Annotated in this window: 20 protein-coding genes and 1 pseudogene; 14 read left to right on the top strand and 7 right to left on the bottom strand. The window is 63.5% G+C overall.

Going from position 1 to position 22,658, the window contains the following annotated elements; translation table 11 throughout:
- The first annotated feature begins 144 nt into the window (after window positions 1-144).
- The 8 genes from ASD12_RS23340 (at window position 145) to ASD12_RS23375 (ending at window position 6,946) form a co-directional block, all read left to right on the top strand.
- Window positions 145-1,113 carry an MBL fold metallo-hydrolase gene (locus tag ASD12_RS23340; RefSeq protein ID WP_056591711.1) on the top strand — a complete coding sequence of 323 codons (969 nt, stop codon included), beginning with the start codon at window positions 145-147 and terminating at the stop codon, window positions 1,111-1,113.
- 72 nt (window positions 1,114-1,185) lie between these two features.
- Window positions 1,186-1,623 (top strand): DsrE family protein, encoded by a 438-nt coding sequence (locus ASD12_RS23345; RefSeq protein WP_056591714.1) that lies wholly within the window; start codon window positions 1,186-1,188, stop codon window positions 1,621-1,623.
- 201 nt (window positions 1,624-1,824) lie between these two features.
- Window positions 1,825-2,652, top strand: coding sequence for an SDR family oxidoreductase (locus ASD12_RS23350; RefSeq protein ID WP_056591717.1), 828 nt, complete (start codon window positions 1,825-1,827; stop codon window positions 2,650-2,652).
- 20 nt (window positions 2,653-2,672) lie between these two features.
- Window positions 2,673-2,906 (top strand): hypothetical protein, encoded by a 234-nt coding sequence (locus ASD12_RS23355; RefSeq protein WP_056591720.1) that lies wholly within the window; start codon window positions 2,673-2,675, stop codon window positions 2,904-2,906.
- A 304-nt stretch (window positions 2,907-3,210) separates the two neighbouring features.
- Window positions 3,211-4,020 (top strand): septum site-determining protein MinC, encoded by an 810-nt coding sequence (gene minC / locus ASD12_RS23360; protein ID WP_056591723.1) that lies wholly within the window; start codon window positions 3,211-3,213, stop codon window positions 4,018-4,020.
- A gap of 75 nt (window positions 4,021-4,095) precedes the next feature.
- A complete protein-coding gene (gene minD / locus ASD12_RS23365) occupies window positions 4,096-4,911 on the top strand; it encodes a septum site-determining protein MinD (RefSeq protein ID WP_056591725.1) in 816 nt (271 codons plus the stop codon).
- Window positions 4,908-5,180: a cell division topological specificity factor MinE gene (minE, locus tag ASD12_RS23370; protein WP_056591728.1), complete on the top strand. Its 273-nt coding sequence runs from the start codon at window positions 4,908-4,910 to the stop codon at window positions 5,178-5,180. Before minD ends, minE begins: the two co-directional genes overlap by 4 nt.
- Window positions 5,181-5,452: 272 nt before the next feature.
- The gene (locus ASD12_RS23375; RefSeq protein WP_056591731.1) at window positions 5,453-6,946 is read left to right on the top strand and encodes a hypothetical protein; all 1,494 of its coding nucleotides are present in this window, start codon (window positions 5,453-5,455) and stop codon (window positions 6,944-6,946) included.
- 224 nt (window positions 6,947-7,170) lie between these two features.
- Here the strand turns inward: ASD12_RS23375 and ASD12_RS23380 are convergent, their stop codons facing one another.
- The 6 genes and pseudogenes from ASD12_RS23380 to ASD12_RS35790 form a co-directional block, all read right to left on the bottom strand.
- Window positions 7,171-8,955, bottom strand: coding sequence for an ABC transporter ATP-binding protein (locus ASD12_RS23380; protein ID WP_056591734.1), 1,785 nt, complete (start codon window positions 8,953-8,955; stop codon window positions 7,171-7,173).
- 9 nt (window positions 8,956-8,964) lie between these two features.
- Window positions 8,965-9,999, bottom strand: a complete 1,035-nt coding sequence (locus ASD12_RS23385; RefSeq protein ID WP_056591736.1) for a glycosyltransferase — start codon at window positions 9,997-9,999, stop codon at window positions 8,965-8,967.
- A gap of 3 nt (window positions 10,000-10,002) precedes the next feature.
- Window positions 10,003-11,109, bottom strand: coding sequence for a glycosyltransferase (locus ASD12_RS23390; RefSeq protein WP_056591739.1), 1,107 nt, complete (start codon window positions 11,107-11,109; stop codon window positions 10,003-10,005).
- A complete protein-coding gene (locus ASD12_RS23395) occupies window positions 11,106-12,287 on the bottom strand; it encodes an acyltransferase (protein WP_056591742.1) in 1,182 nt (393 codons plus the stop codon). Before ASD12_RS23395 ends, ASD12_RS23390 begins: the two co-directional genes overlap by 4 nt.
- The gene (locus tag ASD12_RS34360; protein WP_156388919.1) at window positions 12,287-12,436 is read right to left on the bottom strand and encodes a hypothetical protein; all 150 of its coding nucleotides are present in this window, start codon (window positions 12,434-12,436) and stop codon (window positions 12,287-12,289) included. The genes ASD12_RS23395 and ASD12_RS34360 overlap by 1 nt, the downstream gene beginning before the upstream one ends.
- Window positions 12,437-13,029: 593 nt before the next feature.
- Window positions 13,030-13,370, bottom strand: a pseudogene (locus ASD12_RS35790) (helix-turn-helix domain-containing protein); the annotation flags it as partial.
- A 311-nt stretch (window positions 13,371-13,681) separates the two neighbouring features.
- Here ASD12_RS35790 and ASD12_RS23405 point away from each other — a divergent pair.
- The 3 genes from ASD12_RS23405 to ASD12_RS23415 all read left to right on the top strand — a co-directional run bounded on the left by ASD12_RS23405 (window position 13,682) and on the right by ASD12_RS23415 (window position 16,132).
- The gene (locus tag ASD12_RS23405; RefSeq protein ID WP_056591749.1) at window positions 13,682-14,767 is read left to right on the top strand and encodes a histidine kinase dimerization/phosphoacceptor domain -containing protein; all 1,086 of its coding nucleotides are present in this window, start codon (window positions 13,682-13,684) and stop codon (window positions 14,765-14,767) included.
- 78 nt (window positions 14,768-14,845) lie between these two features.
- Window positions 14,846-15,052: a hypothetical protein gene (locus ASD12_RS23410; protein ID WP_056591752.1), complete on the top strand. Its 207-nt coding sequence runs from the start codon at window positions 14,846-14,848 to the stop codon at window positions 15,050-15,052.
- 198 nt (window positions 15,053-15,250) lie between these two features.
- Window positions 15,251-16,132, top strand: a complete 882-nt coding sequence (locus ASD12_RS23415; RefSeq protein ID WP_056591755.1) for a DMT family transporter — start codon at window positions 15,251-15,253, stop codon at window positions 16,130-16,132.
- A gap of 96 nt (window positions 16,133-16,228) precedes the next feature.
- Here the strand turns inward: ASD12_RS23415 and ASD12_RS23420 are convergent, their stop codons facing one another.
- Window positions 16,229-19,600, bottom strand: coding sequence for an autotransporter domain-containing protein (locus ASD12_RS23420; RefSeq protein ID WP_056591759.1), 3,372 nt, complete (start codon window positions 19,598-19,600; stop codon window positions 16,229-16,231).
- A 343-nt stretch (window positions 19,601-19,943) separates the two neighbouring features.
- On the opposite strand from ASD12_RS23420, the gene ASD12_RS23425 reads away from it, so the two are divergent.
- From ASD12_RS23425 to ASD12_RS23435, 3 genes are all read left to right on the top strand, one after another.
- Complete coding sequence (locus ASD12_RS23425) at window positions 19,944-20,903, top strand: AraC family transcriptional regulator (protein ID WP_056591762.1); 960 nt, start codon at window positions 19,944-19,946, stop codon at window positions 20,901-20,903.
- 227 nt (window positions 20,904-21,130) lie between these two features.
- Window positions 21,131-21,835 (top strand): outer membrane protein, encoded by a 705-nt coding sequence (locus ASD12_RS23430; RefSeq protein ID WP_056591766.1) that lies wholly within the window; start codon window positions 21,131-21,133, stop codon window positions 21,833-21,835.
- Window positions 21,836-21,908: 73 nt separating this feature from the next.
- Window positions 21,909-22,625: an outer membrane protein gene (locus ASD12_RS23435; protein ID WP_056591769.1), complete on the top strand. Its 717-nt coding sequence runs from the start codon at window positions 21,909-21,911 to the stop codon at window positions 22,623-22,625.
- Window positions 22,626-22,658: the final 33 nt, after the last annotated feature.

Below are 22,658 nucleotides of genomic sequence, written 5' to 3' on the forward strand. Positions count from 1 at the left end.
ATCGGTCAGTCGGGGCGCCACCTTCAAGTGGCCGCGCCGTGGTGATGCAAAGACACAGTGACCCGGACCGCAGCGCCAAACGGCCGACCGCAGACGTGGTGCGGCTTTGCACTGCCCAAGCGACAACCAACGAAGGACACTTCCATGGCTTCCACTTCCCGGCATCTCATGACCCGTCGCGGCTTCTGCCTGTGCTGCGTTGCCGCGCCCTTCGCCGCCACGGGTGGATGGCTCAGTCCCCGGGAGGCTTACGCCGAGGCCCGCGGGATCGTCAGTCTGATCAAGGACAGCGCAGCCGCTTCGCCGATCACCACGCATCGTCTGCGCGGTAACATCAGCGTCTTGGAAGGCTCAGGCGGCAACGTCGCAGTCTTCACCGGCACGGATGGCAAGCTGCTCGTCGACGCCGGCATCGGCGTATCACAACGACAGATGACAAAGGCCCTCGGCGCACTTGGTAGCGAGCCCGTCACGCACCTGATCAACACGCATTGGCATTTCGATCATGCCGACGGCAATGCGTGGCTTGGCTCCGCCGGCGCTACGATCATCGCGCAGGACAACACCCGCAAACACCTGTCGCAGGTCCAGCGGGTCGAGGACTGGGACTACAATTTTCTCGCCCTTCCGCCGGACGGGCTGCCAAGCGAGGTGTTCGCCAAGACCCGTGAGCTGCAGCTCAACGGCGCGTCGATCGCCCTGAAGCACTACGGATCGGCCCACACGGACAGCGACATATCCGTCACCTTTGCGGAAGCGGATATCGTCCATGTCGCGGACACTTACTGGAACGGCATTTACCCGTTCATCGACTACTCGACCGGCGGCAGCATCGACGGCATGATCGCGGCATCCGATGCCAATCTCGCGGCGACGACCGACAAGACGATCATCATCCCTGGCCACGGTCATCCGGTGAGCAACCGCGTCGAGCTTCAGAGCTTCCGCGACATGCTGGTCGCGATCCGAGACAACGTCGCAAAGTTGAAGCGCGAGGGACGATCACGGGATGAGGCCGTGTTGGCCAAGCCGACAGCTGCCTTTGATGCAAAATGGGGCCAGTTCGTCATCGATCCCGGCTTTTTCACACGCTTGGTCTACCAGGGTGTGTGAGCCTGGCAGACGCGCGCGCGCCGACGATCACAGTGCACACAGCGGGCACATCGCTCCCACAAGGATTACCTCATGAACACGTCCATACGCACACTTCATATAGACATTCCTGTCGTGCTCGCCGAGGTGAAAATGGTCTTCAGCATCAGCGCGCTCGCCTTCGAAGGCGACTTGCCGGCTTCGTTGTTCCATCTGCAACTGGTCGTCGACGATGTTGCGGATTGGGGTGCGCAATCGGATCTGGTCGCCGTCTTTCACACCAACGCCGGCCATGTCATGCTCCACGACAAGGCCTATGACGGAAACCGGAACATCACCACCGGCAACCCCTACAAGGGTCTTGTGGCTGATCTGGTGAAGCGCGGTGTCAGGGTTGAACTGTGCGGCGCTACAGCAAAGGCCCATGGCTGGGTCAACGCCGACCTGCTGCCCGACATCAAGGTCAATACCGACGCCATGGCCCGCACCGCGCAACTCGTGCAGCAAGGGTTCGTCAAGATTTCCGAATGATGCCAGGGGGCGGTCGGGACGATCCCCGCCTCGACGGCCTGCGGCATTTCAGGGACGTCGGCTGACGTTCGTTGCGCCAAGCGCCGTCACGGATCGGTGCCAACGCTGCGCGGCCGTTCGATTAAGAGAGGGCGAGCGGCTCAACATTCGTCTGAGCCGCTATCCCGAAACCATTCCCATAACCAACATCAGGAGCCAAGCGTGGCAAAAACAGTTCTCATCACCGGTTGTTCCTCAGGCTTCGGGCGGGCGTCCGCCCGAATGTTCGGCGGGCGCGGCTGGAATGTCGTCGCCACCATGCGCGATACCGCCGACGCCGGCGACCTGGCAGACAATAATGCAATCCTGGTGACCCGCCTCGACGTGGCAGATCAAAGTTCCATTGATCCGGCGATCGCCGCCGGTATTCATCGGTTCGGTGTTGTCGATGCTGTCGTCAACAATGCCGGATATGGGCTGTTCTCGATCTTCGAGGGAACGACGCGCGCAGCGATACAGCGTCAGTTTGACGTCAACCTGTTTGGGATGATGGACGTCACGCGCGCGATCCTGCCGCATTTCCGCAGCAACGGAGAAGGTACGATCATCAATGTAAGCTCTGGCGCCGGTGTTTTCGGAGCCCCGATGGCATCGATCTACAGCGCCTCCAAGTTTGCGGTGGAGGGCTTTTCGGAGGCGCTCTGGTATGAACTGGCGGCGCTCGGCATAAAGGTCAAGCTCATCGAGCCGGGCGGCGCACCTGGTACAGGCTTTATGGTGCGATCCGGCGCGGAGGGCAGTAATGTGCCGATCGATTTCGACTACTCCCCTTTTCTTGAACATATATCCCGGGTCTATGGGAGCATGGCGGGCGGTGCCGATCCTGATGCAGTCCTAGAGGTGGCAGCCGCCATCTTCGAAGCGGCCACCGACGGAACGGATCGTCTGCGTTACATCCCCACGTCCGACGTCCAGCCCATCTTCAACGCTCGCCGCCACACGTCCGAAGAGCAGTATCAAACCCTCGTTCGCAGCCTTTTCGCCATGTAAGAAAGTCAGGTAAAATCAAAATGATCACAGCGCTCTCGGTTGAGTGGACGCTGTCCGAGTATGGTACGGGCGCGCTCCTCGCCAACACGGGCGCGCTCTATCTCGAAGACTGCAACGTGCCTGCCAATAATGCCGGCGATGCAAGGCGAAAAGTGGCGATATCCATAGTCGGTCACTCCAATCAGTCGTGGAGTTGGTTGTCTCTCATTGACGACTCCGGTTTCGGTCGACGGCAGTCGGCTTTCAATCGCTAACCTGTCGTGCCTGCCCGCTTACGTCCAGTGCGACAGCCCGTGTGTGGGTATGAGTACGCTGACTGGGCATTTTGCCCGAATGTACCGATTCAGGATGGCAGCTTACCGGGAAGTGACACCTGGTACCGGACTATCGGGATTCGGCCCATATCAAGACATTCAGGGTATCGCCGGGTTCCTGTCGCAACTGGTGTTTAGTGGACCTTCAAATCTCTCGAACGGCTGCCAAGTTGCCCACCCCTCATTAACCATTCGTTAACCATTCCCTCGCTAGCGTTTACCTCTCAGTAAGGATTCGCCAGCCGTGACCTTTGCCGCTCCCCTCGAGGCCAAATCCATTCGCTTTCGCGCCCGTTCTTTCGTCGCCTTCACGCTGACGCCGGAGGCGCCCTTGGACGTGTGGCTTGAGGGGCTCGATCACTGGATCGGCAACTCGCCGGGCTATTTTGCCGGCCGCCCGGTGGTGCTTGATCTCAACACCTTGAAGCCCGATGTCGCCGCGATCGAATCGCTGGTCGATGTGCTTGGCCATCGCGGCATCCGCATCTACGCCATCGAGCTCGACGGCCACACCGCGCTCGAGCCCAACCTGCCGCCGGTGCTGGTCGGCGCCAAGGAGGCGACGACGGATGGCCTGCTGCCCGGCCGCAAGGCGCGGGATTCGGGCACATCAGAGGGCAAGGCCGAGGGCCGGGCGCCTGGAGCCATCGCGGCCAATGTCGGCGAAGGCAAGGCTGGCGCAAGCAAGGTGGACGAAAGCGAGCCGCAGGTTGCGCCGGAAGCTTCGGGCACGCTGATGATCAAGGCGCCGATCCGCTCCGGCCAGGCGATCGTGCATCCGCATGGCGATGTCATCGTGCTGGGCTCGGTCGCGTCCGGTTCGGAGATCATCGCGGCGGGTTCGATCCATGTCTACGGCACGCTGCGCGGGCGCGCTTCGGCGGGTGCGCTGGGCAACAAGGGCGCGCGCATCTTCTGCCGCAAGAACGAGGCGGAGCTTCTGGCGGTCGACGGCTGGTATGTGACCGCCGAGGAGATGGAAGGTGTTTCGCGCGGCAAGCCGGTGCAGGCGTTTCTCGACGGCGAGAGCCTGCGGGTTTCGCCGCTGAGCTGACATTGGTTTCGATATTTGGGCGGCCGAGGGCCGCCCGGCCAAGAACAACAAATGAACAACAACGGAGGCTTTTCAATGGGCAAGGTAGTGGTGGTCACCTCGGGCAAGGGGGGCGTCGGCAAGACGACCTCGACGGCGGCCCTTGGGGCTGCGGTCGCCAAGACCGGCAAGAAGGTGGCGCTTGTCGATTTCGACGTCGGCCTGCGCAACCTCGACCTGATCATGGGCGCCGAGCGGCGCGTGGTGTTCGACCTCGTCAACGTCATCCAGGGCTCGGCGAAACTCTCGCAGGCGCTGATCCGCGACAAGCGGGTCGACACGCTGTTCCTGCTGCCGGCCTCGCAGACGCGCGACAAGGATGCACTGACCGAGGAGGGCGTCGGCGAAGTCATCGACAAGCTGCGCTCGGTGTTCGACTACGTGTTCTGCGACAGCCCGGCCGGCATCGAGCGCGGCGCGCAGCTCGCCATGCGCTTTGCCGACGAGGCGGTCATCGTCACCAATCCGGAAGTGAGCTCCGTGCGCGATTCCGATCGCATCATCGGCCTGCTCGACGCCCGCACCATGAAGGCGGAGCAGGGCGAGCAGATCGCCAAGCATGTGCTGGTCACGCGCTATGACGCGGCGCGCGCATCGCGCGGCGAGATGCTGTCCATCGACGACGTGCTGGAAATCCTGTCGGTGCCGCTGCTCGGCATCATCCCCGAGAGCCAGGATGTGCTGCGCGCCTCCAATCTCGGCTCGCCGGTGACGCTGTCGGAGCCGCTCAACGCTGCCGCGCGCGCCTATCTCGACGCCGCCAGGCGGCTCGAGGGCGAGGAATTGCCTGTCATCGTGCCCTTCGAACGCAAGGGCTTCCTCGATCGTCTTTTGGGAAGGAGGGCGGCATGAGCCTGCTCGACATCTTCAAGCGGCGCTCCAGCGCGCCGGTGGCGCGCGAGCGGCTGCAAGTGCTGCTCGCCTATGAGCGCCGCAACCGCAGCCAGCCCGACCTCGTCTCCATCCTGCGCGAGGAGATCATGGCCGTCATCGCCAAGCATGTGCAGATCGACCAGGATTACCTGCAGGTCTCGATGGACCGCGGCGAGACCATGTCGACGCTGGAAATCGACATCCAGATCCCCAACAAGAGCGCCGTGCCGCTGGCCATGGCGGGGTGACTTCTTACCCTCCCCCTTGTGGGGAGGGCCAATCCGCAGAGCGGATCGGGGTGAGGGCAGCGCCGCGCCAGAAGACTTGGATTCCTCTCCCCTACTTCCGAGGGGCGAGAACAGGCTTTCCACGGGTCGCGGCATCGGTTGCTCACCGCATCCACCCCCAAATGTGCCAACCCAACCTCCCCCAACGGATAGCTTCCCCTACGCAATCAGTGGATATAAGGGTACATTAGTAATCCGTTAAATTCCCAGGTATTGGTAAGGGGAGTTGGGTCATGAACTTCAGAGGCTTGATCAAGCGTGCTGAAGAGGTAGACAAAGCAGTTCAGGACCTGCAGTTTGAGTTGGCGGATCAGGACCTGCAGATCGAATTGGCGGACGCGCTGGGGGCAAGTCTCGACGCCGAGGATCTGGCTTCGCCAAAGAGCGATGACATCCCGGGTTCCGCCGCAGGACCTGACGACTCGCCAGCCGAGGCCAATGCGGAAGATGGGGATGGTGCGAAGAATGCAGGCAGTGCCGACGATACGGACAGTTCCGAAACCGCGCCACGGCTGACGCCCCATACCCAGACCCGGCTGGCAGCGTTGAGTGCCTTTGAAGGGCTCTTCCACGACGCCAGGGATTATCTGGACGAGATCAACGGCAAGCTGTCGGAGATCGCGACCTCGCACCACCTGACGCGCGAGTTCCTCAACATCCTGCACAACGACATTCTTCGCGCCAACGAGCTGGAGCTTGCCAATGCGGGCCTCGGCGCGGAACAAAGAACGCTGTCGGAAAAGCTGCAGGACGCGGTGAGAAAGCTGCGCGAGCGCGAAGGCGCTGTCGAAGCGCTGCAACAGCGCGAGACAAGCCTGGTCCAGGACAGGGAGGCGCTTCGTGCAGCACTTGCCGCGGTCAGGCTGGAACTCGTGGAGACAGCCAATGCGAGCGCAAAACGCGACGCGGAGTTCGGCGACATCGCCAAGCGGCTGACCGGCAGAACGGTCGAGGCCAACAGGCGCTTGCGCGAGAGCAAGATGCTGCGCGAAAAGCATGTCAGCCTGTCCATCGAGCTCGACAAGGCGCTGAAGCGGGAATCCCAGGCGCGCCACAGGCTCGACGAGCTCTCGACGATCCATGCCAGCGAAGCAGCTCGGCTTGCGGACCTGCTGGCCGCGCTCGGCAAGAGCGAGAAAGAGCAGATGCGGCTGCAGAAGTCGCTCGAGGCCGCGCAGGCGAAGCTGTCGGAAATGAACGAGGCGACCCGCATGACGGAAGGCGACAGGGAAGCCGAGCTGGCTCGCAGCCAGGCGGAAATGCGCGGGTTGCGTTCGGAGATCGAGGACCTGCGATCGCGACTGGAGCAGTCCTCGAACGAGAACAGCGAGGCCGCCAGCGAAATCGCCAGGCTCAAGGCTGAATTGAACGACACGTTGGCTGAGAAGAAAATCGCCGACGAAAGATTGTCCGCTCTCACCCATGAGAACGAAAACGACAGGATGAGCCTTTCGAAAGCGAACGCCGATCTTTCACAGCTCACGCTGCAACAGGCATCGGAACAGATACAGCTCGATGTCCAGAGGCAGGAGTGCGACGACCTCAGGGCCGAAATCGTGTCATTGAATGCGCGGGTCAAGGAATTGCTGCCCTACGAGCGGCTGCACAAGGCCACCAACGGTAGACCGCGCGATGACGGGGTGGTCGAGATAGCGGCGGTGATGGCGAAGAAAGCACGGGCAACGGGCAGGCGACGCATCCGCAGGAATGTCAGCGCCGCTTCGTAGCTTGCTTCGCAGGCGCTCCACGTCGTCGCGGAGAACCCGCGAAGGAGGCCGGCACCGCATCCGGAGAGTAAACCAATGGGCACCGGCCAAGGCGGATCGACAGGTCCGCCGCGAGAGGCAAGGTAGCGGGCCTGGGCACCGCATGGCATTGGTGCGATCACGGAAGGTGCCAGCGGCAATTCCCTGGCCTCTTGATTCGAACCATGCGCTTTTGGGCACATGCATCAGTCGAGCGGCTCGTGCTGGTAAAGCTCGTCCATGCTGAGCGATGCCAGGGCGCCGAAAGGTGCCTGCTTTTTCACCCGGCCGCCACTCAGGATCACCACGTCGTCGCAGAACGAGATGGTGCTGTGATGGTGACTGATGACGATGGTCGTGCGGCGGCCGGCTCTCGACTTCAGGGTCTCGACGATCGCGGCTTCCGACAGCCCGTCCACCGCATTGGTGGCTTCGTCCAGAATGAGGAGATCGGGATCGCGCACCAGGGCCCTGGCCAAGGCGATCCGCTGCCTCTGTCCCGCCGAGAGATTGATCCCCCTGTAGCCAACCAGCGTCTCGTAACCCCGAGGCAACCGTTCGATGAATTCATGCGCTTCGGCCAGTCTCGCTGCGCCCTCGGCGTCGCTGGCGGTCGCCGCGTCCTGGCCGTAGGTTATGTTATCAAAAATGGTGCCATCGACCAGTTCCAGCTCCTGGCTGGCCAGGGCGATGTGCCGTCGCCACTGGCTGGCATCGGTCCCGTCGAGCGGTGATCCATCGACGAGAATCCTGCCGGTATCCGGTTCCACAAAGCGGCACAGGAGATTGACGATCGTCGTCTTGCCGGCGCCCGAGCGGCCGATCAGCGCGGTCGAGCGGCCACTGCCGATGTCGAACGTCGCCGCATGCAGCACCACTTCACGCCGGTCAGTGCCGGAATAGGTGAACGTCACATCCTCGAACTTGATGCCCTGGCGCAGACCGTGGAACGGCCCGTCGCCTCGCGGCGGTTGTGGCTTGCCGGCGGGATCCAGCAGCCATGTCACTTCTTCGAGCGATCCGCTCAGGCCTTGCAGCTGGCTCCACGACCCTTGCAGGGCCCGCATATGCGGCTGCAGCCTGTAGAGCAGTATGACGAACGCGATGATCAGCGGGAAACTCACCTGCGCCAGCCAGGCGCCGATCACCACCGCCAGGAACAGCATGGCATGGAGAACCTCCGTCAGCGGCGGCAGCGCTCCCTGGCGCACGAGCAGGCCGAAAGAGGCGCGGCGAACCGCATCGGATGCCGCATCGAATATCGCCTTCTCCCGGTTCTCCTGTCCGAAGATGCGGATCAGCCGTCCGGCATGCACAAGGTGGAGCATCTGCGAGGCGAGGTGGCCGTTGCGGGAGGCGACGCTGCGGCTGGGCTCCTTCAGATTGGCCGAGAGGATGGCGTGCGCGATCTGGACGAGCGCCAGTCCGAGCGTGACCAGCAGCGTCATGCGCCACGAAAGCAGCAGCAGGAAAGCCAAGAGGATTATGGCGGCCGATGCGCTGACGATGGCCGACAGCATGATCTGGATCGCATCGGACGCCCGCCAGGATTCGTTGGAGATGATGTTGAGCAGGCGTCCCGGACTCTGCCGCAGGAAGAATGGGTAGCCGACCCGCAAAAGCTGCTCCGACAAGGCGCTGCGGATCGAATGACTTGCCTTGCCGGAGATGAAGGTGATCAGCAGCGTGTTGGCGAAGGCGAAGACGTTCTTCAGGACGATCGAGCCGAGGATAGCGAGCGAGATGACGACAAGCCGGTCGCGCTCGCTCAGGCCCGATCCGACATGCTGGAGGACAGCGGAGAAGCCGGCCATTCCCGCCGCATCCCCGTGTCCCATGATGATGCCCAGCAACGGGATGATCAGGCCGATGCCGAACCCTTCGAGGACGGCGCTGGCCAGACCGAGAAACACGACGGCCGGAAGCAGGCGCAGTTGCCGCTTTCCGAACGCCCGGAACAGCATCGGCAGGCTTGGCGGTAGCAATGGCATTATAGCGTTTCACCTCGCCTGGGCATTGGCTTGCTGATCTTGCCGCACCGGCTCGGCCTGCGGCCGTCGCGCCAGCAGGAGAACCGCGAACCTGGCCGCGCCGAGCAAATTCATGGCGACGATCGGCCAGTGCGACAGGTTGAGTTCACGATCGAACGCAGGCCCACCCGCGAACTCCCGGAAAGCCCCTCTTGCGGCCCAGTAGAAATGGCGAAGCAGCCAGGGCGCATGGCGAACATGCTTCAGGCAGAGCCCGCCATTGCCCAGGCTGTAGTCGCGGTGGAGCTTTTCGATGGCTTTGCGATCCCGCCTTCCGTGATGATGGAATATCGTCATGTCGGGCACATACTCGACCGGGATACCGAGCAGCATCGCCCGCACGAGGTAATCGGTATCCTCGGCCGACCGCAATGGTCCGCCGGCGCCGAAGCGTTCGTCGAAATAGCCGATGCGGGCCGCGACATCGCGGTGCATCGTCATGTTGCAGCCCAGCACAAAACCGCCGGGATGGACATCCGGTGTCAGCCGCTCGCGCACCCGCGAGCGCTTGATGGTGAACGGCAAATCCCTGGGATCGCCAAGCTCGACACGGCCTCCCCGGATGAGCCACCGTTCCCCCGACGCATAGTGTCGCTCCAGGTCGCGCAGATAGTCGCAATGGACCGCGCAATCATCATCGACGAAGACCAGCACACGGCCGCGCGCGCGCCTCAGCCCGGCGTTGCGGGCAGCCGCCAATCCGGGGCGCGGCTCGCAAACGGGCGTGAATGGAATGTCCGACATTGCGGCGATGCTGGCCAGGCGTTCGGCCGTGCGGTCGCTCGAACCGTTGTCGACGACCACGAGTTCGGCCGCGAAGCCGGCATGGGCGCGGCACGCGGCCTGCACCGACTTGATGCAGGCATCGAGCACGGCGACGCGGTTGCGCGTGCATATGATGAAGCTGACTTCCGGCGCCGATCGTTCCGGCCGGGGACCGGCCGGGGCAGGGCCAAGCGCCGTCGAACGATCGCGCCGCAGAGGTTGGTGGGCTTTGACGGTCATCCCTCAGCCCGCCTGATAAAGTGCCAGAACCGCCGCGGCGGGAGCGGATTTGAAGAAATATGCCATGGCGTCCGCTTGCCTGCTGGCCGACAGCGAGGCAAGGCTGAGCCAGGGCGCCCAGGCGCCGGGCCGCAGCGCATATTGCTCGCGGCGCCGGATAACGTTCCACTTCGCGGTCCGCGTCAGCAATTCATGCGTCAGCGGGGGCTGCTTTTCGTCGGCGACGAGCTGGTAGAGGAAATAGAACAGGTTCAGCGCGCCGGCCTCGAAGCTCGGCCGTATCGCGGCCGGCAGCGAGGAAATCTCCTCCTCCAGCGCGACGATGAAGTGGGCCGCACGGACAACAGTGTCGTGGCTGACCGCATCGCCAATGTCGCGCAGGTCCCGCGTGGCTTGCGCCAGGCCCTCGCGCTCGAGGTTCTCGGCCACGATCCGCAAATGCGTCCTGCGCATCTCCTTGACGTGCCGGCTGGTCACGCTTGCCTGATGGACGCGGTAGACGACCAGGTTTTCGGGCATCATGGCTGCCGGGTAACGGCCGGCCAGCCGCCTGAAAAGATCGAAATCCTCGGCGTGCCTGTAGGTCTGGTCGTATTGGAGAACGCCGTCGTCGATGACCTTCCTGTTGTAGACGACCGTCGGGTGCATGAAGATCGTGAAGAACATCGCCAGTATGGGGATGCGGCCGAACTGGAACACCGGATCGGGCTTGCCCGTGGCGATGCGGCCGCGGATCAACATGTCGACGCCGGCGCCGCAGAAGCCGAGCCCGGGCCGCCGCTCAAACAGCGCCACCTGGCGCGACAATCGCCAGGGATAGGCGACGTCGTCGGCGTCCATCCGCGCGACCAACTCGCCCCGGGCGACCGCAAGCCCTTCGTTGAGCGTCGCGACGAGGCCACGGTTTTCGCGCGAGATGATCGAGACGCGGCCGTCGGCCTGCCGGTAGCGCTCGAGGATCTCAAGCGAATTGTCGGTCGACCCGTCGTCGATCGCGATGATCTCCAGGCGGCCGTAATCCTGCCGCAGGATGCTTCCCAGTGCGGCGGCGAGATAGGGCCCGGCATTGTAGACCGGCAACAGGACGGAGACGAGCGGCGCGGCGGTCATCGTCTTGCATCCGTTCGCTGGAGGTCGAGCGATGGCGTGCGGCCGTCGGGCGATCCGCCGGGATAGGCATCCGCTGGCCTCGCGAACCAGCCGGCATGGCCGGCCTGCGCGGCACTGGCGCGCGCGACATAGGGGAAGTGACGCTTCAGACTGTTGAGCGGCCTTTCGAAAACCACCCAGGAAATCGATGCCGCGACAATCGTGGCGGCGCCCGCAATCAGGAACCGCCCCGGCCCTTGCTCCGAGACATTGAGCGGGATCCAGGGCTGCCACTTGACGGCAAGCGACAGCAATATCGGATGGTAGAGATAAACGCCGTAGCTGATGCGACCGAGACCAAGCAGCGGTGGCAGGTCAAGAAGCTTGCCGATTGTGCCGCCAAGGCCGCGCGAACAGACGGCGACGATGACCATCAGCGGTACCAGAGGCAGGACTTGCCGCACCAGCCAATGGGCCCATTCCAGCATCGGCTCGGCAGGCGCCGGGACAAACCATTCGATCATCAGGAATGCGGCCGCGAAGACAGGCCAACCGAGCCGCATCCAGTGCGGCAGGGCCGCACCCCTGGACCGCCAGCAGGCAAGCAGCGCGCCCGTCGCCAGCGCATCCATGGATGCCGGCGGCAGCAGGTCGCGCGCCAGCGCCGGGGTGGCGGTGAGCGGCCAGTAAAAGCGATAGGCCAGCGACAGCGCGATGACGCCTATGCAGATCTGTTCGAAGCGCCGGCGTGGGGCCAAAAGGACGACCAGTGGCCAGGCAAGATAGAACTGCTCCTCGATGCTCAGGCTCCAGAAATGGCATAGGACCCAAGGGCTCCAGTCATTGCGCAGCGCATACCAGAAATTCGACAGGTAAAGCGCATGCCAGAGCAGCGATCCCCTGGACTGCTCCAGATCGACCAGCCAGACGAAACCCAGCACGGCAAAATAGGGCGGGAATATCCGCAGCGCCCGCCTGATGTAGAAGGATCGCAGCGCGGGGCCGGTTTCAAATTCGGCGGCCGAACGCGCTTCCAGGAGCAGGCGCGTGATCAGGAAGCCGCTCAGCACGAAGAACAGCCGCACGCCTATATGACCCCAGAAGGAAGATCCCCCCGCCGCGAAGAAATGGGAGTACATCACCATCGTCACGGCGATGGCCCTCAGTGCATCCAGTTGGATGTCGCGGGCGTTTCTCATCAGCGGCTTCCGCCGGCATTGCGCCAGCCGGCCGTCTCGAGCGGCAGGCCAAGGCGGACGAGACCCGCCAGGGCGCCGTCAAACCCGCGCTTTGCGAGTCCGATCGGGCCGGGCTCGAAATCGACGAACGGACAGCTCAAGCTGGTCAATCTGGCGGGATCCTCCACGGCGTATGTCCAGTCGCAAACGAGTCCCCCAGGTGATCGTTCTGCTATGGCATTGTGCAGTGCAACACAAAAAATCTACCCGGCTGAAATACTTATGTGAGCGAGCGCTAAAATTTGACAGAACCGGTCGGTTCTCGCGATTCGTGGCGATTTTCCCCAGAAATTAAACCCTATGGTTTAAGTTGTGCCGATATTCCCGCCTCGGTTGATTGAGGAGGTCTCTTGGCTCTAGAGCCTAGTTCTCTGTTAAATAATAGGAAATTGCGGAATCTATATTTTGGCTGTATGGATTCGGTCCCGGCTTCGCGGAGAAATGAGTTGGAATCATTGGCTTTGCGCGGTGCAGCATGCTCGCCGTTTTTTTATCGGTTGGCGCACGCAACGCCCGTCACCGGCTGAGCGGCCTCTGCCGTGGGCCGTCAACCCGTCACACCGCCTTGAACACCACCGTCTGCTCCAGCCCGCCGCACCTTCGGTTTTCCGGCGTCACCGTGCCGCGTAGCGCTCGATGATTTCCTTGGCGATGGCGACGCCGAGGCTAGCGCCCGGCAGGATGAGGGGGCGACGCAGCGAGTTCACGCGTGGCTCTCCACCGTGTCGACGCGCGTGGTGAACTGGTAGCCGCCGTTGCGCGCCGTCTTGAACAGCCGCCGTCGCCGGTGTCGGCGAATTTGCGGCGCAGCCGGCTCACCAGCACATCGACCGAAAGTTCGAGCGGGTCGCGCTCGCGGCCTTGCGTCAGGTCGAGAAGCTGGTCGCGCGACAAAAGCCTGCCGGGACGGTCGAGAAACACCTGCAAAAGATCGGACTCGGCGCCGGTGAGGTCGACGGCCACGCCTTAAGCGTCCACCACCTTGCGGGTGGCCGGCTCCACCCTGTAACTGGCAAAGCGAGATGCGGCGCGGGGCGGCGCAGGCAGGTCGCCAAGGCGCGGCGCGATCAATATTTCATCGCCTACCGGTCTTCGGTGCTGACGGCGCTGGAGGATGTGGAGAATGCGCTCGTGCGGTTGTCGGAAATCGTCGACGTCAAGACCGGCCCACGGCTGGCGTCGAAGCCGGCCTCGTGAGGCGCTCCCAAGGCCTCGGTTGCTTGCTTCGAGGCGGCTGCGCGACACGCCGCTCATCGCCGATGCGGCGTGTGAAAATGCCGCCTCCAGCTTTGGCGATGGCGGGCTGACCGCATCGCTGATACTGATGGCGCACACGCACAGCACAGGCGCCGCAGATGACATCCGATACACAGAAGGCCGAAGCGGTCGGGCAGTTGCTCGAAACGCCGGACCTTGCGAGCGCGCTGGAGAGCGAACAGTTCAAGAAGTTCCTCGACCAGGTGCCGATCGCCATTGCGGTCTCGGACCTGGGTTCGAAGGAGCGCGTCGTCTATGCCAATCCGGAATTCGAGAAACTGTCCGGCCTCAAGGCGGCGAGGCTCGCCCGGCAACACTGGGCGGCGCTTTCCGGTACCGGCCTGCACCAGCAGAAGGACCGGGTGCTGTTCGAGGCTGTTGTCGAGGAGACCGATTTCGTCGGCACGTTCCGTCTGGAGCGGACAGAAGACCAACCGGCAATCGTCGACGTCTATTCCAATGTCATCGAGGACGACAATGGCAAGGTCTGCTTCCGGCTGGTAGCGCTGGTCGACGTCTCGGCCCATGGCGAAACCGAGGATGCGCGATCGATCGACGAGCGCATCCGCGAGAAGGACACGCTGCTGCGCGAACTGCAGCACCGGGTGAAGAACAATCTGCAGATGATCACCGCGCTGATCCGGATGGAGACGCGCAACGCGGCCGAGCCGGACCAGAAGCGTTTCGAGAGGCTGGCGGGGCGCGTCGACGCGCTGGCGATCCTCTATCAGACACTGTCGGGCGATGATGACAAGGATGAGGTCGATCTTGGCGTCTATCTCAGCCAGATCGCGTCGGCGGTGATGAACTCGCATGCGGTCGAGGGCATCCGCCTCGACATGAAGGTCGACACCTATCCGGTGTCGATTAACGTCGCCATGCCGACCGGGCTGGTGGTAAACGAGCTTTTGACCAATGCGCTCAAGCATGCCTTCCAGGGGCGCGACGGCGGCACGATCACGCTGCACAGCATCGTTGACGGCGATGGCTGCCGCATCGTCGTCGCCGATGACGGAATCGGCCTGCCGGAGGGCGAGACCTGGCCCAAGCGCGGCAAGCTCGGCGCGCTGATCGCCCGATCGCTGACCGAGAATGCCAAGGCGGAATTCGACGTGAATTCGAGCGCCGGCGAGGGCACGCGGGTCACCATCGTCTTCAAGCGCTCGGTTGCCGCCGCCGGCTAGGCCGGGAAACCAAGCGGAACGGCTGGCGGTGACCGCTTGGCTGATTTTCGACCTCATACGCCCTGTCGGTGGGTTGGGGTGCACATCGGCGCCGGAACCATCCACGCCACCATCGCCGACCTGAGGGCCGCCCCGAAAGCCATGGCCTCGCAGCATTTCGACACTGCCACCAGCGAACCCGCCGCTGTCATAGGCATGGTGGTGCGGATCGTCGAGCAATTGATCAAGAAAACCGGCGTCGCCCGTTCGCGATCCGGCGATCGAGCTGTTTTGAACGTCGCCTGATGTCACGCCCGCCGCGACTTCGACCCGGCCAAGATCGTGCTGATTGCCAGCGACTAGCTTTGCCAGGTGTTTGCGGCGTATCCGCACGCCTTGCCCTAGCAGGCGATTGCCGTTGCCTCACGACAGCCGGGCCGGTTCATCCTATTGCGGTGCTGCCAGGCAGGTTCTTGCCCGGCGGCAGGGAAGGGTGAAATTGAAGTGACATCGACGTCCGTTGCCCGTCGCGAAGCGGCGCCCTTGCCAGTCGCGGCGCTGATGGGCGCCATGGTGTCGATCCAGATCGGCGCCACCTTCGCCAAGGGATTGTTCCCGCTGATCGGCGCTCAGGGCACGACGACGCTCAGGCTGGTCATCGGCGCGCTGATGCTGATCGCGGTGCTGCGGCCCTGGCAGATGCGGCCCTCGCGCGCCACTCTGCCGTGGCTGGTCGCCTATGGGGTGACGCTTTGCGCGCTCAACCTTCTGTTCTACGCGGCGCTCGCCAGGGTTCCGCTGGGCGTCGCGGTGGCGCTGGAGTTTTCCGGCCCGCTTCTGGTGGCGACGCTGACTTCGCGGCGCGCCAGCGACTTTGCCTGGATTGCGCTGGCGGTGGCCGGCATCCTGCTGTTGTCGCCCTTCGTTCATTCACTCGCGCCGCTTGATCCGATCGGGGTGATGCTGGCGCTGGCGGCTGGCGGCTTCTGGGCGCTCTATATCGTGCTCGCCCAGAAGGCCGGTGCGGAGCTTGGCACCCGCACCACCGCCTACGGCATGGCGATCGCCGCCGTGCTGGTGCTGCCCTTCGGCTTGGTGCAGGCGGGAACCGCGCTGCTGGCGCCGTCGATCCTCGTCAGCGCGCTGCTCGTCGGCCTGTTTTCGAGCGCGTTGCCGTTCTTTCTGGAGATGGTGGCGCTGACCCGCATGCCGGCCCGAATCTACGGCACGCTGACCTGCCTGGAGCCGGGGCTGGGCGCATTGGCCGGCTTCCTGTTCCTGCACGAGAGCCTGACCGCCACGCAATGCGTCGGGGTGGCCGCAGTCATTGCCGCGGCTTTCGGTACTGCGGTCACCTCGAAGCCACCGGTGCCGTCGCCGGAGTAGGGGGGACGGACGCGCGGCATCCTGCCGTGGGACCGATCCCGCCGCTGACCGCCGTTCGAGTGTTGCCTTTGTCCGGTCGGCGCCCTTCGTTGTCGTTCAGAACTTGATGCCGAGATCGACCTTGGCGCCCTGGTCGAGCGCGCCGCCGCCGAACTGGCCAGTGTAGGATACACCGAGCGTGGCATTGGCCGACATTTTGAGGTCGAGGCCGGCCTCGACCACTGCTGCGTCCCTGGCGATCGGCACGCCGGCGATGGTGAAGGCGTCGCCGCCGGCGAAGGCGAAGCTGGAGATCGGTGTGACATCGCCGAAGGCATGGCGCCAGCCGAGCATGCCGCGCGCGGTGGCGTTGATGCCGCCAAGCGCAAAATCGGTCGAGCCGCGCAGGCCGAGCGTGGTGAAGGTGGCGTCGGTGGTCGAACCGGCGCTGGTCAGCGCCGCCGCTCCGCCCGTTTCGGTGAAGCCGTCGGTGTGCACGCTGACATAGGCGAGATTGGCGAAGGGTTCTAACTTGAATTGTCCGACATCGGCTTTGTAGGCGAGTTCGCCGAAGATCTGAGCGGTGCCGGCATCATAGTCGGCCGTGAGCTGGTCGGCAAAACCGTTGAAGGCAACGGAACGTGCTGTCGAAAAACGGCTCCAGCTGTAGGCGGCGCCGGTGCGGAAGGCGATGGCGCCCCAGTTGGTGCCGCCATAGAGGCCAAGATGGTAGCTGTCGCTCTTGCCGGAGGAATTACGATCGTCGGCGTTGAAGGAGGAATGGCTGTAGCCGCCGAGCAGGCCGACGCGCCAGCCGCCGAGCTGTGTGTCGGCGCCGGCCAGCACGCCGCCGGTCGAGCGGTCGAAGGCGGCGGCGTTGCCGTCCGAGTCGATATTGCCCCAGGAACCAAAGGCCTGGCCCCAGACGGCAAAACGGTCGGTATCGGCGGCGACCATTTCGGGTCCGCCCTCGCCATAGGCCATGACCGGCAGGGCCGCCGCGCTGCCGTCGCCGAAGGCGGACCTGATACGATTGGTGGCGGCATCGCGGACGAAGCGGCTGTCTTCGACCAGCATGCCCTTGCCCGAGGCATGAATCTCACCTGAAAGCTGATCGAAGGCCGCTTGCGCAGCCGCTTCGGTCGGCAGGTCCATAATGGCGTCAAAGAGCGGATTGCCGCCGCCAAGGCTTTCGGCGCCGCCGCCGGTGGCGATCTGGTTGGGCGTCACGCCGACCGCGGCGAAGGACTTTGCCTGCACCACATCGAGGTACACATGCGTCGCGTCGTAGTTGGCAAGCAGCCCGATGAACGGGCCGGCCCCATTGAGCGTATAGGTGCCGATGACGCCTGTATCGGCTTGCAGCACAGTGTAATGCGTGCCCAGCACGTAAGGTGCGGCATCCGTCTTGACCACGTCGAGGATACCACCAGCGGCGATCGTCGCCGTGCCGGTTGCCTGGATGAGGTCGGACTGGCCGGTCGAGGTCAATTCGACCTGGTAGATCGAGCCCGCCGCTTGGTCGATATTGCCCGCGACATTGAGCGTACCGATCGAATTGCCCGGCGCGATGATGCCGCCCGACTGCGCTGCGATGCCGCCCACCGTGCCGTTGCCGCCCAACGTGCCGCCCGAGATCGTCACCAGCGAACTGGCAAGCGAACCGTTCACGGCCAGCCGTCCGCCGCTCACGTTGGTGGCGCCCGTGAAGCCGCCCGAATCGCCGGTCAGGTTGGTGTTGCCGGCGATCTGGTTGATCGTCCCCAGCCCGCTGATCGTGGCGCCGAATACGTAGTTTGCCTCGGTATGATTGAAATTGAGCGTGCCGACGCCACTGCCGAACTGCAGCGCGGCCGGATCGAAGATGCCGGCGCCGGTAGCTGCCGAGCCTGCCGCGCCGCCGATGTTGAGCGTGCCAGTGGAACCCGCGTGGCTGGCAATGGTGACGATGCCGCCGGCGGCAACCACGCCGCCGTTTGAAATCGTCAGTGCGCCTGTGCCGTCAAGGCCGACAATAAGGCCCGCACTGCTGGTCCAGGTCGAGCCGGCGCCATCCACCGTCGCCGTGCCGGTCGAGCCTGGATTGTACCCGAGGTAGCCCCAAGCATTGCTGACCGTGCCGCTGTTCAAGACATTCAGTGTGCCGGTTCCGAGGTTGCCGACGTAGAGGTCGCCGCTGTTGGCCCAGATGGAATTCGTACCGACCACTGTCGCAACACCCGTACCTGTAGTGGTGCTACCAATGGTGGCGCCTGCGCTCTTGACGGTTCCGCCGTTCGAGATCGTCAGTGTGCCGGTGCCCCAGTTGCCGACGAGCAGGCCTGAGCTGTTGAGCCAGCTCGAGCCGGCGCCATCGACCGTCGCCGTGCCGGTGGAGCCTCCCGAGTAACCCACTTGGCCGACAGTGTCTTTGACTGTGCCTCCGTTGGAGATTGTCAGCGTGCCAATACCGCCGCCGCTGACACCGACATAGACAGCCGCACTGCTGTTCCATGTCGAGCCGGCACCATCGACCGTCGCGGTGCCAACAGAATAGTTCCCGACATAGCTCATGGCACTGTCGACAGTGCCGCCGTTCGAAATCGTCAGCGAGCCGGTGCCGCTGTGGCCGACAATCAGAAGATTCGCACTATTAGTCCATGTCGAGCCGACGCCGTCGATCGTCACCGTGCCAGTAGAGCCCGCTGTTTTGCCAACATAGGCAGAGTCACTGCTGACCGCGCCGCCGCTCGAGATCGTCAGCGTGCCCGTGCCACGATTGCCGACATTGAGGCTCCCATTGTTGGTCCAGGTCGAGCCGGTGCCCGCGATGGATACCATGCCGGTCGAGCCGACCGAATTGGCGACATAGGCCGCGTCATTGCTGACCGCGCCGCCGTTGGTGACGCTCAGCGTGCCGACGCCAAGTTCGGCGATATACAGGTCACTGCTGTTGGTCCAGGTCGAGCCGATGCCGTCGACCGTCACGGTCCCGGTGCCCGCACCGTAGCCGACATGACCCACGGTGTCGCTGACAGCGCCGCCGTTCGAGATCGTCAAGGTGCCGTTGCTGTTGGTGCCCAAAGCGAGGAAAAGGTCCGAACTGTTGCTCCAGACGGAGCCTGCTCCAGTCACGGTCACGCCGCCGCTCGAGTTCGAGAGATAGCCCAGATAGCCGGCCGTGCTGGCGAGCGTACCGCCGTTTGTGATTGTCAGCGAGCCGGTGTAACTCGCAATGGTGCCGAGAAACACATAGTGCGCGGCCGCATTCGCCGCATTGACCACGGCCGGATTCGGGAACGTCGCATTCAGAGTAACGTCGTCGCTCGATGTCGGAACGGCGGCGGGGTTCCAGTTTCCGGCGGTAAACCAATCCGTGGAGGCAGCGCCGGTCCATATCTCGGCCGCCGTTGCGGCGATTGGCTGGCCAAGACCGACCAGCGCGGTCGACGTCAGCGCCAGATACTTCAATGCCTTCGCCTTGCGGCCTCCAAATCTATACTGCGGCATTCAATCCCCTGAAATGACAGTCGTTTCACCCTGCCTGACATGTCATCGGAGCCAGGCGCTGTCTTGGGCAGGGCCGCACTGGAATTGGACTGGAGTGAGGTGCCGTGCTTTTTTCGCGCACTGTGGCGGTTTGGCGCCATCGAGTGCGACGCTTTACGGATATCTCCGAGTATTTCTGGAATTGCGTCAGCCAAGTCGACGAAGTTCGGCAAAATTCTTGTCCAAAAAAGCACAGAAATTGTCGCCTGCGGCATCTGTGTCTCTGGCTATGGACAGACCGCGATCTGGTCCAATACGGTGCCCGTCGAAGTGAAGCCGTGTGTGTGGAAAAGGCCATTGCTGCTTGCAAAAGAATATCTTCTCATCGGTCGACCTGTCGCCGCATCTGGACCACCGCGCACGGTTCGCGCTGTGGCAGGACATCCATGTCGCCGAGATATGGTCGGTCGAGTATACGATTTCCGAGAAGCTGTCGTTCCAGGCCGCGATCGAAGCCACGGCCGTCGGGTCGCTGGTGCTGGGGCAGATGGCGGGGACAATCCGGCATGCCAGCCGCAAGGCGAGCAACATCGCCGCCGATGGCCGCGACGGCTATCTGCTGCTGGTCAACAATGGCGATACGGTGCTCAGCGGCACCCAGATCGGCCGCGACTATCACGTCGGCAAAGGCGAAGCTGCACTCGTCTCGGCTTCGGAAGCGTTGCAGATGACGGGCGGAGACAACAATGTCTGGGCTAATGTGGTGCTCCCGCGAGCCGTGCTGGAGAATGCCTTCACGCATATCGAGGACCGGTTGGCGTTGACCATCGGTGCCGACAATGAGGCGCTCGACATGCTCAAGCGCTATTGCAGTTTCCTGGAAGCCGGCCCCGCCCTGGTCTTACCCGATCTTGTCGGCCATGCCACCGAGACGATCGTCGACCTGATCGGTCTGGCGACCGGCGCCAAGGGCGAGGCCGCCGAACTGGCGGGCCTGCGCGGCCTGCGCGCGGCAAGGCTGCAGGCCATCCTGCAAAAGATGCGGGACAATTTCGCCGATCCCGCCATTTCGGCGCAGAGCGTTGCCGGGCAATTGCGGCTGTCCGTGCGCTACGTCCATAACCTGTTGCAGGAAACTGGGGTGAGCTTTGCCGAGCGCATTCTCGAACTGCGCCTGCAGAAGGCTCATCGGATGCTGTCCGACAGGCGCAACGACCAAATGCGGATCAGCGAGATCGCGCTGCTCAGCGGTTTCTCCGACGTGTCCTATTTCAATCGCTGCTTCCGCCGCCGCTTCGGCTCGAAGCCCAGCAGCGCAAGGTAGTCTCGCCGAAAGCGACTCCCGCCGGGTGCAGGGCGCGCCAATCGACTGAGGCTGAATGGCCACACCAGCCGGGAAAGCGATGCGATGCTTTTCCCGACAATTCTCGTGCGGCCCAGCCCAAGACGCGGCCGGCGGACAATGCAACACCGGATTTCTCGACAACAGCCGGATCTCCGCAGGACATTTGCGCGGCGGGAAACGCAACATTTTTGGGACAGCAGACAACAATGAAAACTCTTCTTCTCGCTACGGCCTTCATTCTCGCGCCGCTTGGCTTGGCATGCGCGGCTGATATCAATGAGGTTTCGCCTGCTGGTTATGACTGGTCGGGCCTCTATGCCGGTGTTGACATCGGTTACGCCGCCGGAAAATCCAATCTGTTCATTGCCGGCGCCGGCCAGGGCGGGGCCAGCGATCTCAACGTTGGCCTCGATCCGAACGGTTTTATCGGCGGCGTCCATATCGGCGCCAATTACCAAATGGCGAACAGCTTCGTGATCGGCGCCGAGGCCGACATTGCGTACAGCAATATCGATGGGCTGTCTGCCATCGACGCCGGCGGCGGCGGCGTCAACACGCTGCTCAAGAGCGAACTCAAATGGTCGGGGTCGGCGCGGCTGCGGGCCGGGTATGCTTTCGATAGGACCTTGCCCTTCATCACTGCCGGTGTCGCCGCGGCCAAGTATGAATTGATCGCGGTTAGCGCGGGCGGCCAGGCTCCCGATGTAACTCTCCACAGCGACAGCCATGTCGGCTGGACCGTTGGCGCCGGCATCGAGCACGCCTTCACCGATCGCTGGATCGCGCGGGCCGAATATCGCTTCTCAGACTTCGGCAGCCAGGACCTCTCGGCGGCAGCCGGTCTGCCTACGGAAACGCATGTCGATCTCCAGACGCAGGATGTCCGGGTCGGCCTCAGCTACAAGTTCTGATTGCTGGCCGTCGCTGAACAAACCCCCGCGCATTTTTTGCGCGGGGGAGGCAATAGTTTCGGGATAGCAAACGATGAAAACCATTCTTTTCGCCACGGCCTTCATCCTCACGCCTGTCGGTATGGCGTCCGCGGCGGACACCAGTGAGGTCTTGCCGGTTGCCGCCACCTACGGCTGGTCCGGCGTCTATGTCGGCGCGCAGGCCGGGTATGCCTGGGGGGACGCGAGGGTCGGGCAAGCCTTTGCCCCGGACAGCTTCGACAATTACGGCTGGGGCTACAGTCCGTCCGGTGGTTTCGGCGGTCTTTACGCCGGCTACAACAAGCAGTTCGAGAGCGGGCTGGTTCTCGGCATCGAGGGCGACTACAGCTTCGCAAGCGTGAAGGACACCACACTCTATCGGGCGCTTGGCGTCGATGACCCTGCCTTTGGCGGAGAGCTCAAGCTGGAGTCGGTCGCCACCGTGCGCCTGAGAGCCGGCTATGCGATGGATCGCTGGCTTCCCTTTGTCACCGGCGGCCTGGCTGTGGCAAGCTATAAGCACACTACCACCGACATTCCGGGCGGTCCCTATGCCGACGCCAAAGACACCATCACCGGCTACACGCTGGGCGCCGGTGCGGAATACGCCGTCACCGACAATTGGGTGGTCCGCGGCGAGTACCGGTTCGCCGATTTCGGCCGCCATACTTCCCAGCGTCACCTGATCGTCAACGGCGCTCCCCTCAATCCCGACGAGATCGAGTTGACGACGCACGATGTCCGGATTGGCATCGCCTATAAATTCTGATCGCCGAAGCTGCCGATCTCCCTCCTTGAGGGG

Source organism: Mesorhizobium sp. Root102, from assembly GCF_001425625.1.
Taxonomy (GTDB): Bacteria; Pseudomonadota; Alphaproteobacteria; order Rhizobiales; family Rhizobiaceae; genus Mesorhizobium.

Excerpts from the sequence above, each read along its gene's own strand:
- ASD12_RS23380 (WP_056591734.1), bottom strand. The coding sequence starts at position 8,955 with ATGCCATTGCTACCGCCAAGCCTGCCGATGCTGTTCCGGGCGTTCGGA.
- ASD12_RS23420 (WP_056591759.1), bottom strand. The coding sequence starts at position 19,600 with ATGCCGCAGTATAGATTTGGAGGCCGCAAGGCGAAGGCATTGAAGTAT.
- minE (WP_056591728.1), top strand. The coding sequence starts at position 4,908 with ATGAGCCTGCTCGACATCTTCAAGCGGCGCTCCAGCGCGCCGGTGGCG.
- ASD12_RS23345 (WP_056591714.1), top strand. The coding sequence starts at position 1,186 with ATGAACACGTCCATACGCACACTTCATATAGACATTCCTGTCGTGCTC.
- ASD12_RS23375 (WP_056591731.1), top strand. The coding sequence starts at position 5,453 with ATGAACTTCAGAGGCTTGATCAAGCGTGCTGAAGAGGTAGACAAAGCA.
- ASD12_RS23395 (WP_056591742.1), bottom strand. The coding sequence starts at position 12,287 with ATGAGAAACGCCCGCGACATCCAACTGGATGCACTGAGGGCCATCGCC.
- ASD12_RS23355 (WP_056591720.1), top strand. The coding sequence starts at position 2,673 with ATGATCACAGCGCTCTCGGTTGAGTGGACGCTGTCCGAGTATGGTACG.
- ASD12_RS23435 (WP_056591769.1), top strand. The coding sequence starts at position 21,909 with ATGAAAACCATTCTTTTCGCCACGGCCTTCATCCTCACGCCTGTCGGT.
- ASD12_RS23430 (WP_056591766.1), top strand. The coding sequence starts at position 21,131 with ATGAAAACTCTTCTTCTCGCTACGGCCTTCATTCTCGCGCCGCTTGGC.
- ASD12_RS23340 (WP_056591711.1), top strand. The coding sequence starts at position 145 with ATGGCTTCCACTTCCCGGCATCTCATGACCCGTCGCGGCTTCTGCCTG.
- minD (WP_056591725.1), top strand. The coding sequence starts at position 4,096 with ATGGGCAAGGTAGTGGTGGTCACCTCGGGCAAGGGGGGCGTCGGCAAG.
- ASD12_RS23390 (WP_056591739.1), bottom strand. The coding sequence starts at position 11,109 with ATGACCGCCGCGCCGCTCGTCTCCGTCCTGTTGCCGGTCTACAATGCC.
- ASD12_RS23405 (WP_056591749.1), top strand. The coding sequence starts at position 13,682 with ATGACATCCGATACACAGAAGGCCGAAGCGGTCGGGCAGTTGCTCGAA.
- ASD12_RS23385 (WP_056591736.1), bottom strand. The coding sequence starts at position 9,999 with ATGACCGTCAAAGCCCACCAACCTCTGCGGCGCGATCGTTCGACGGCG.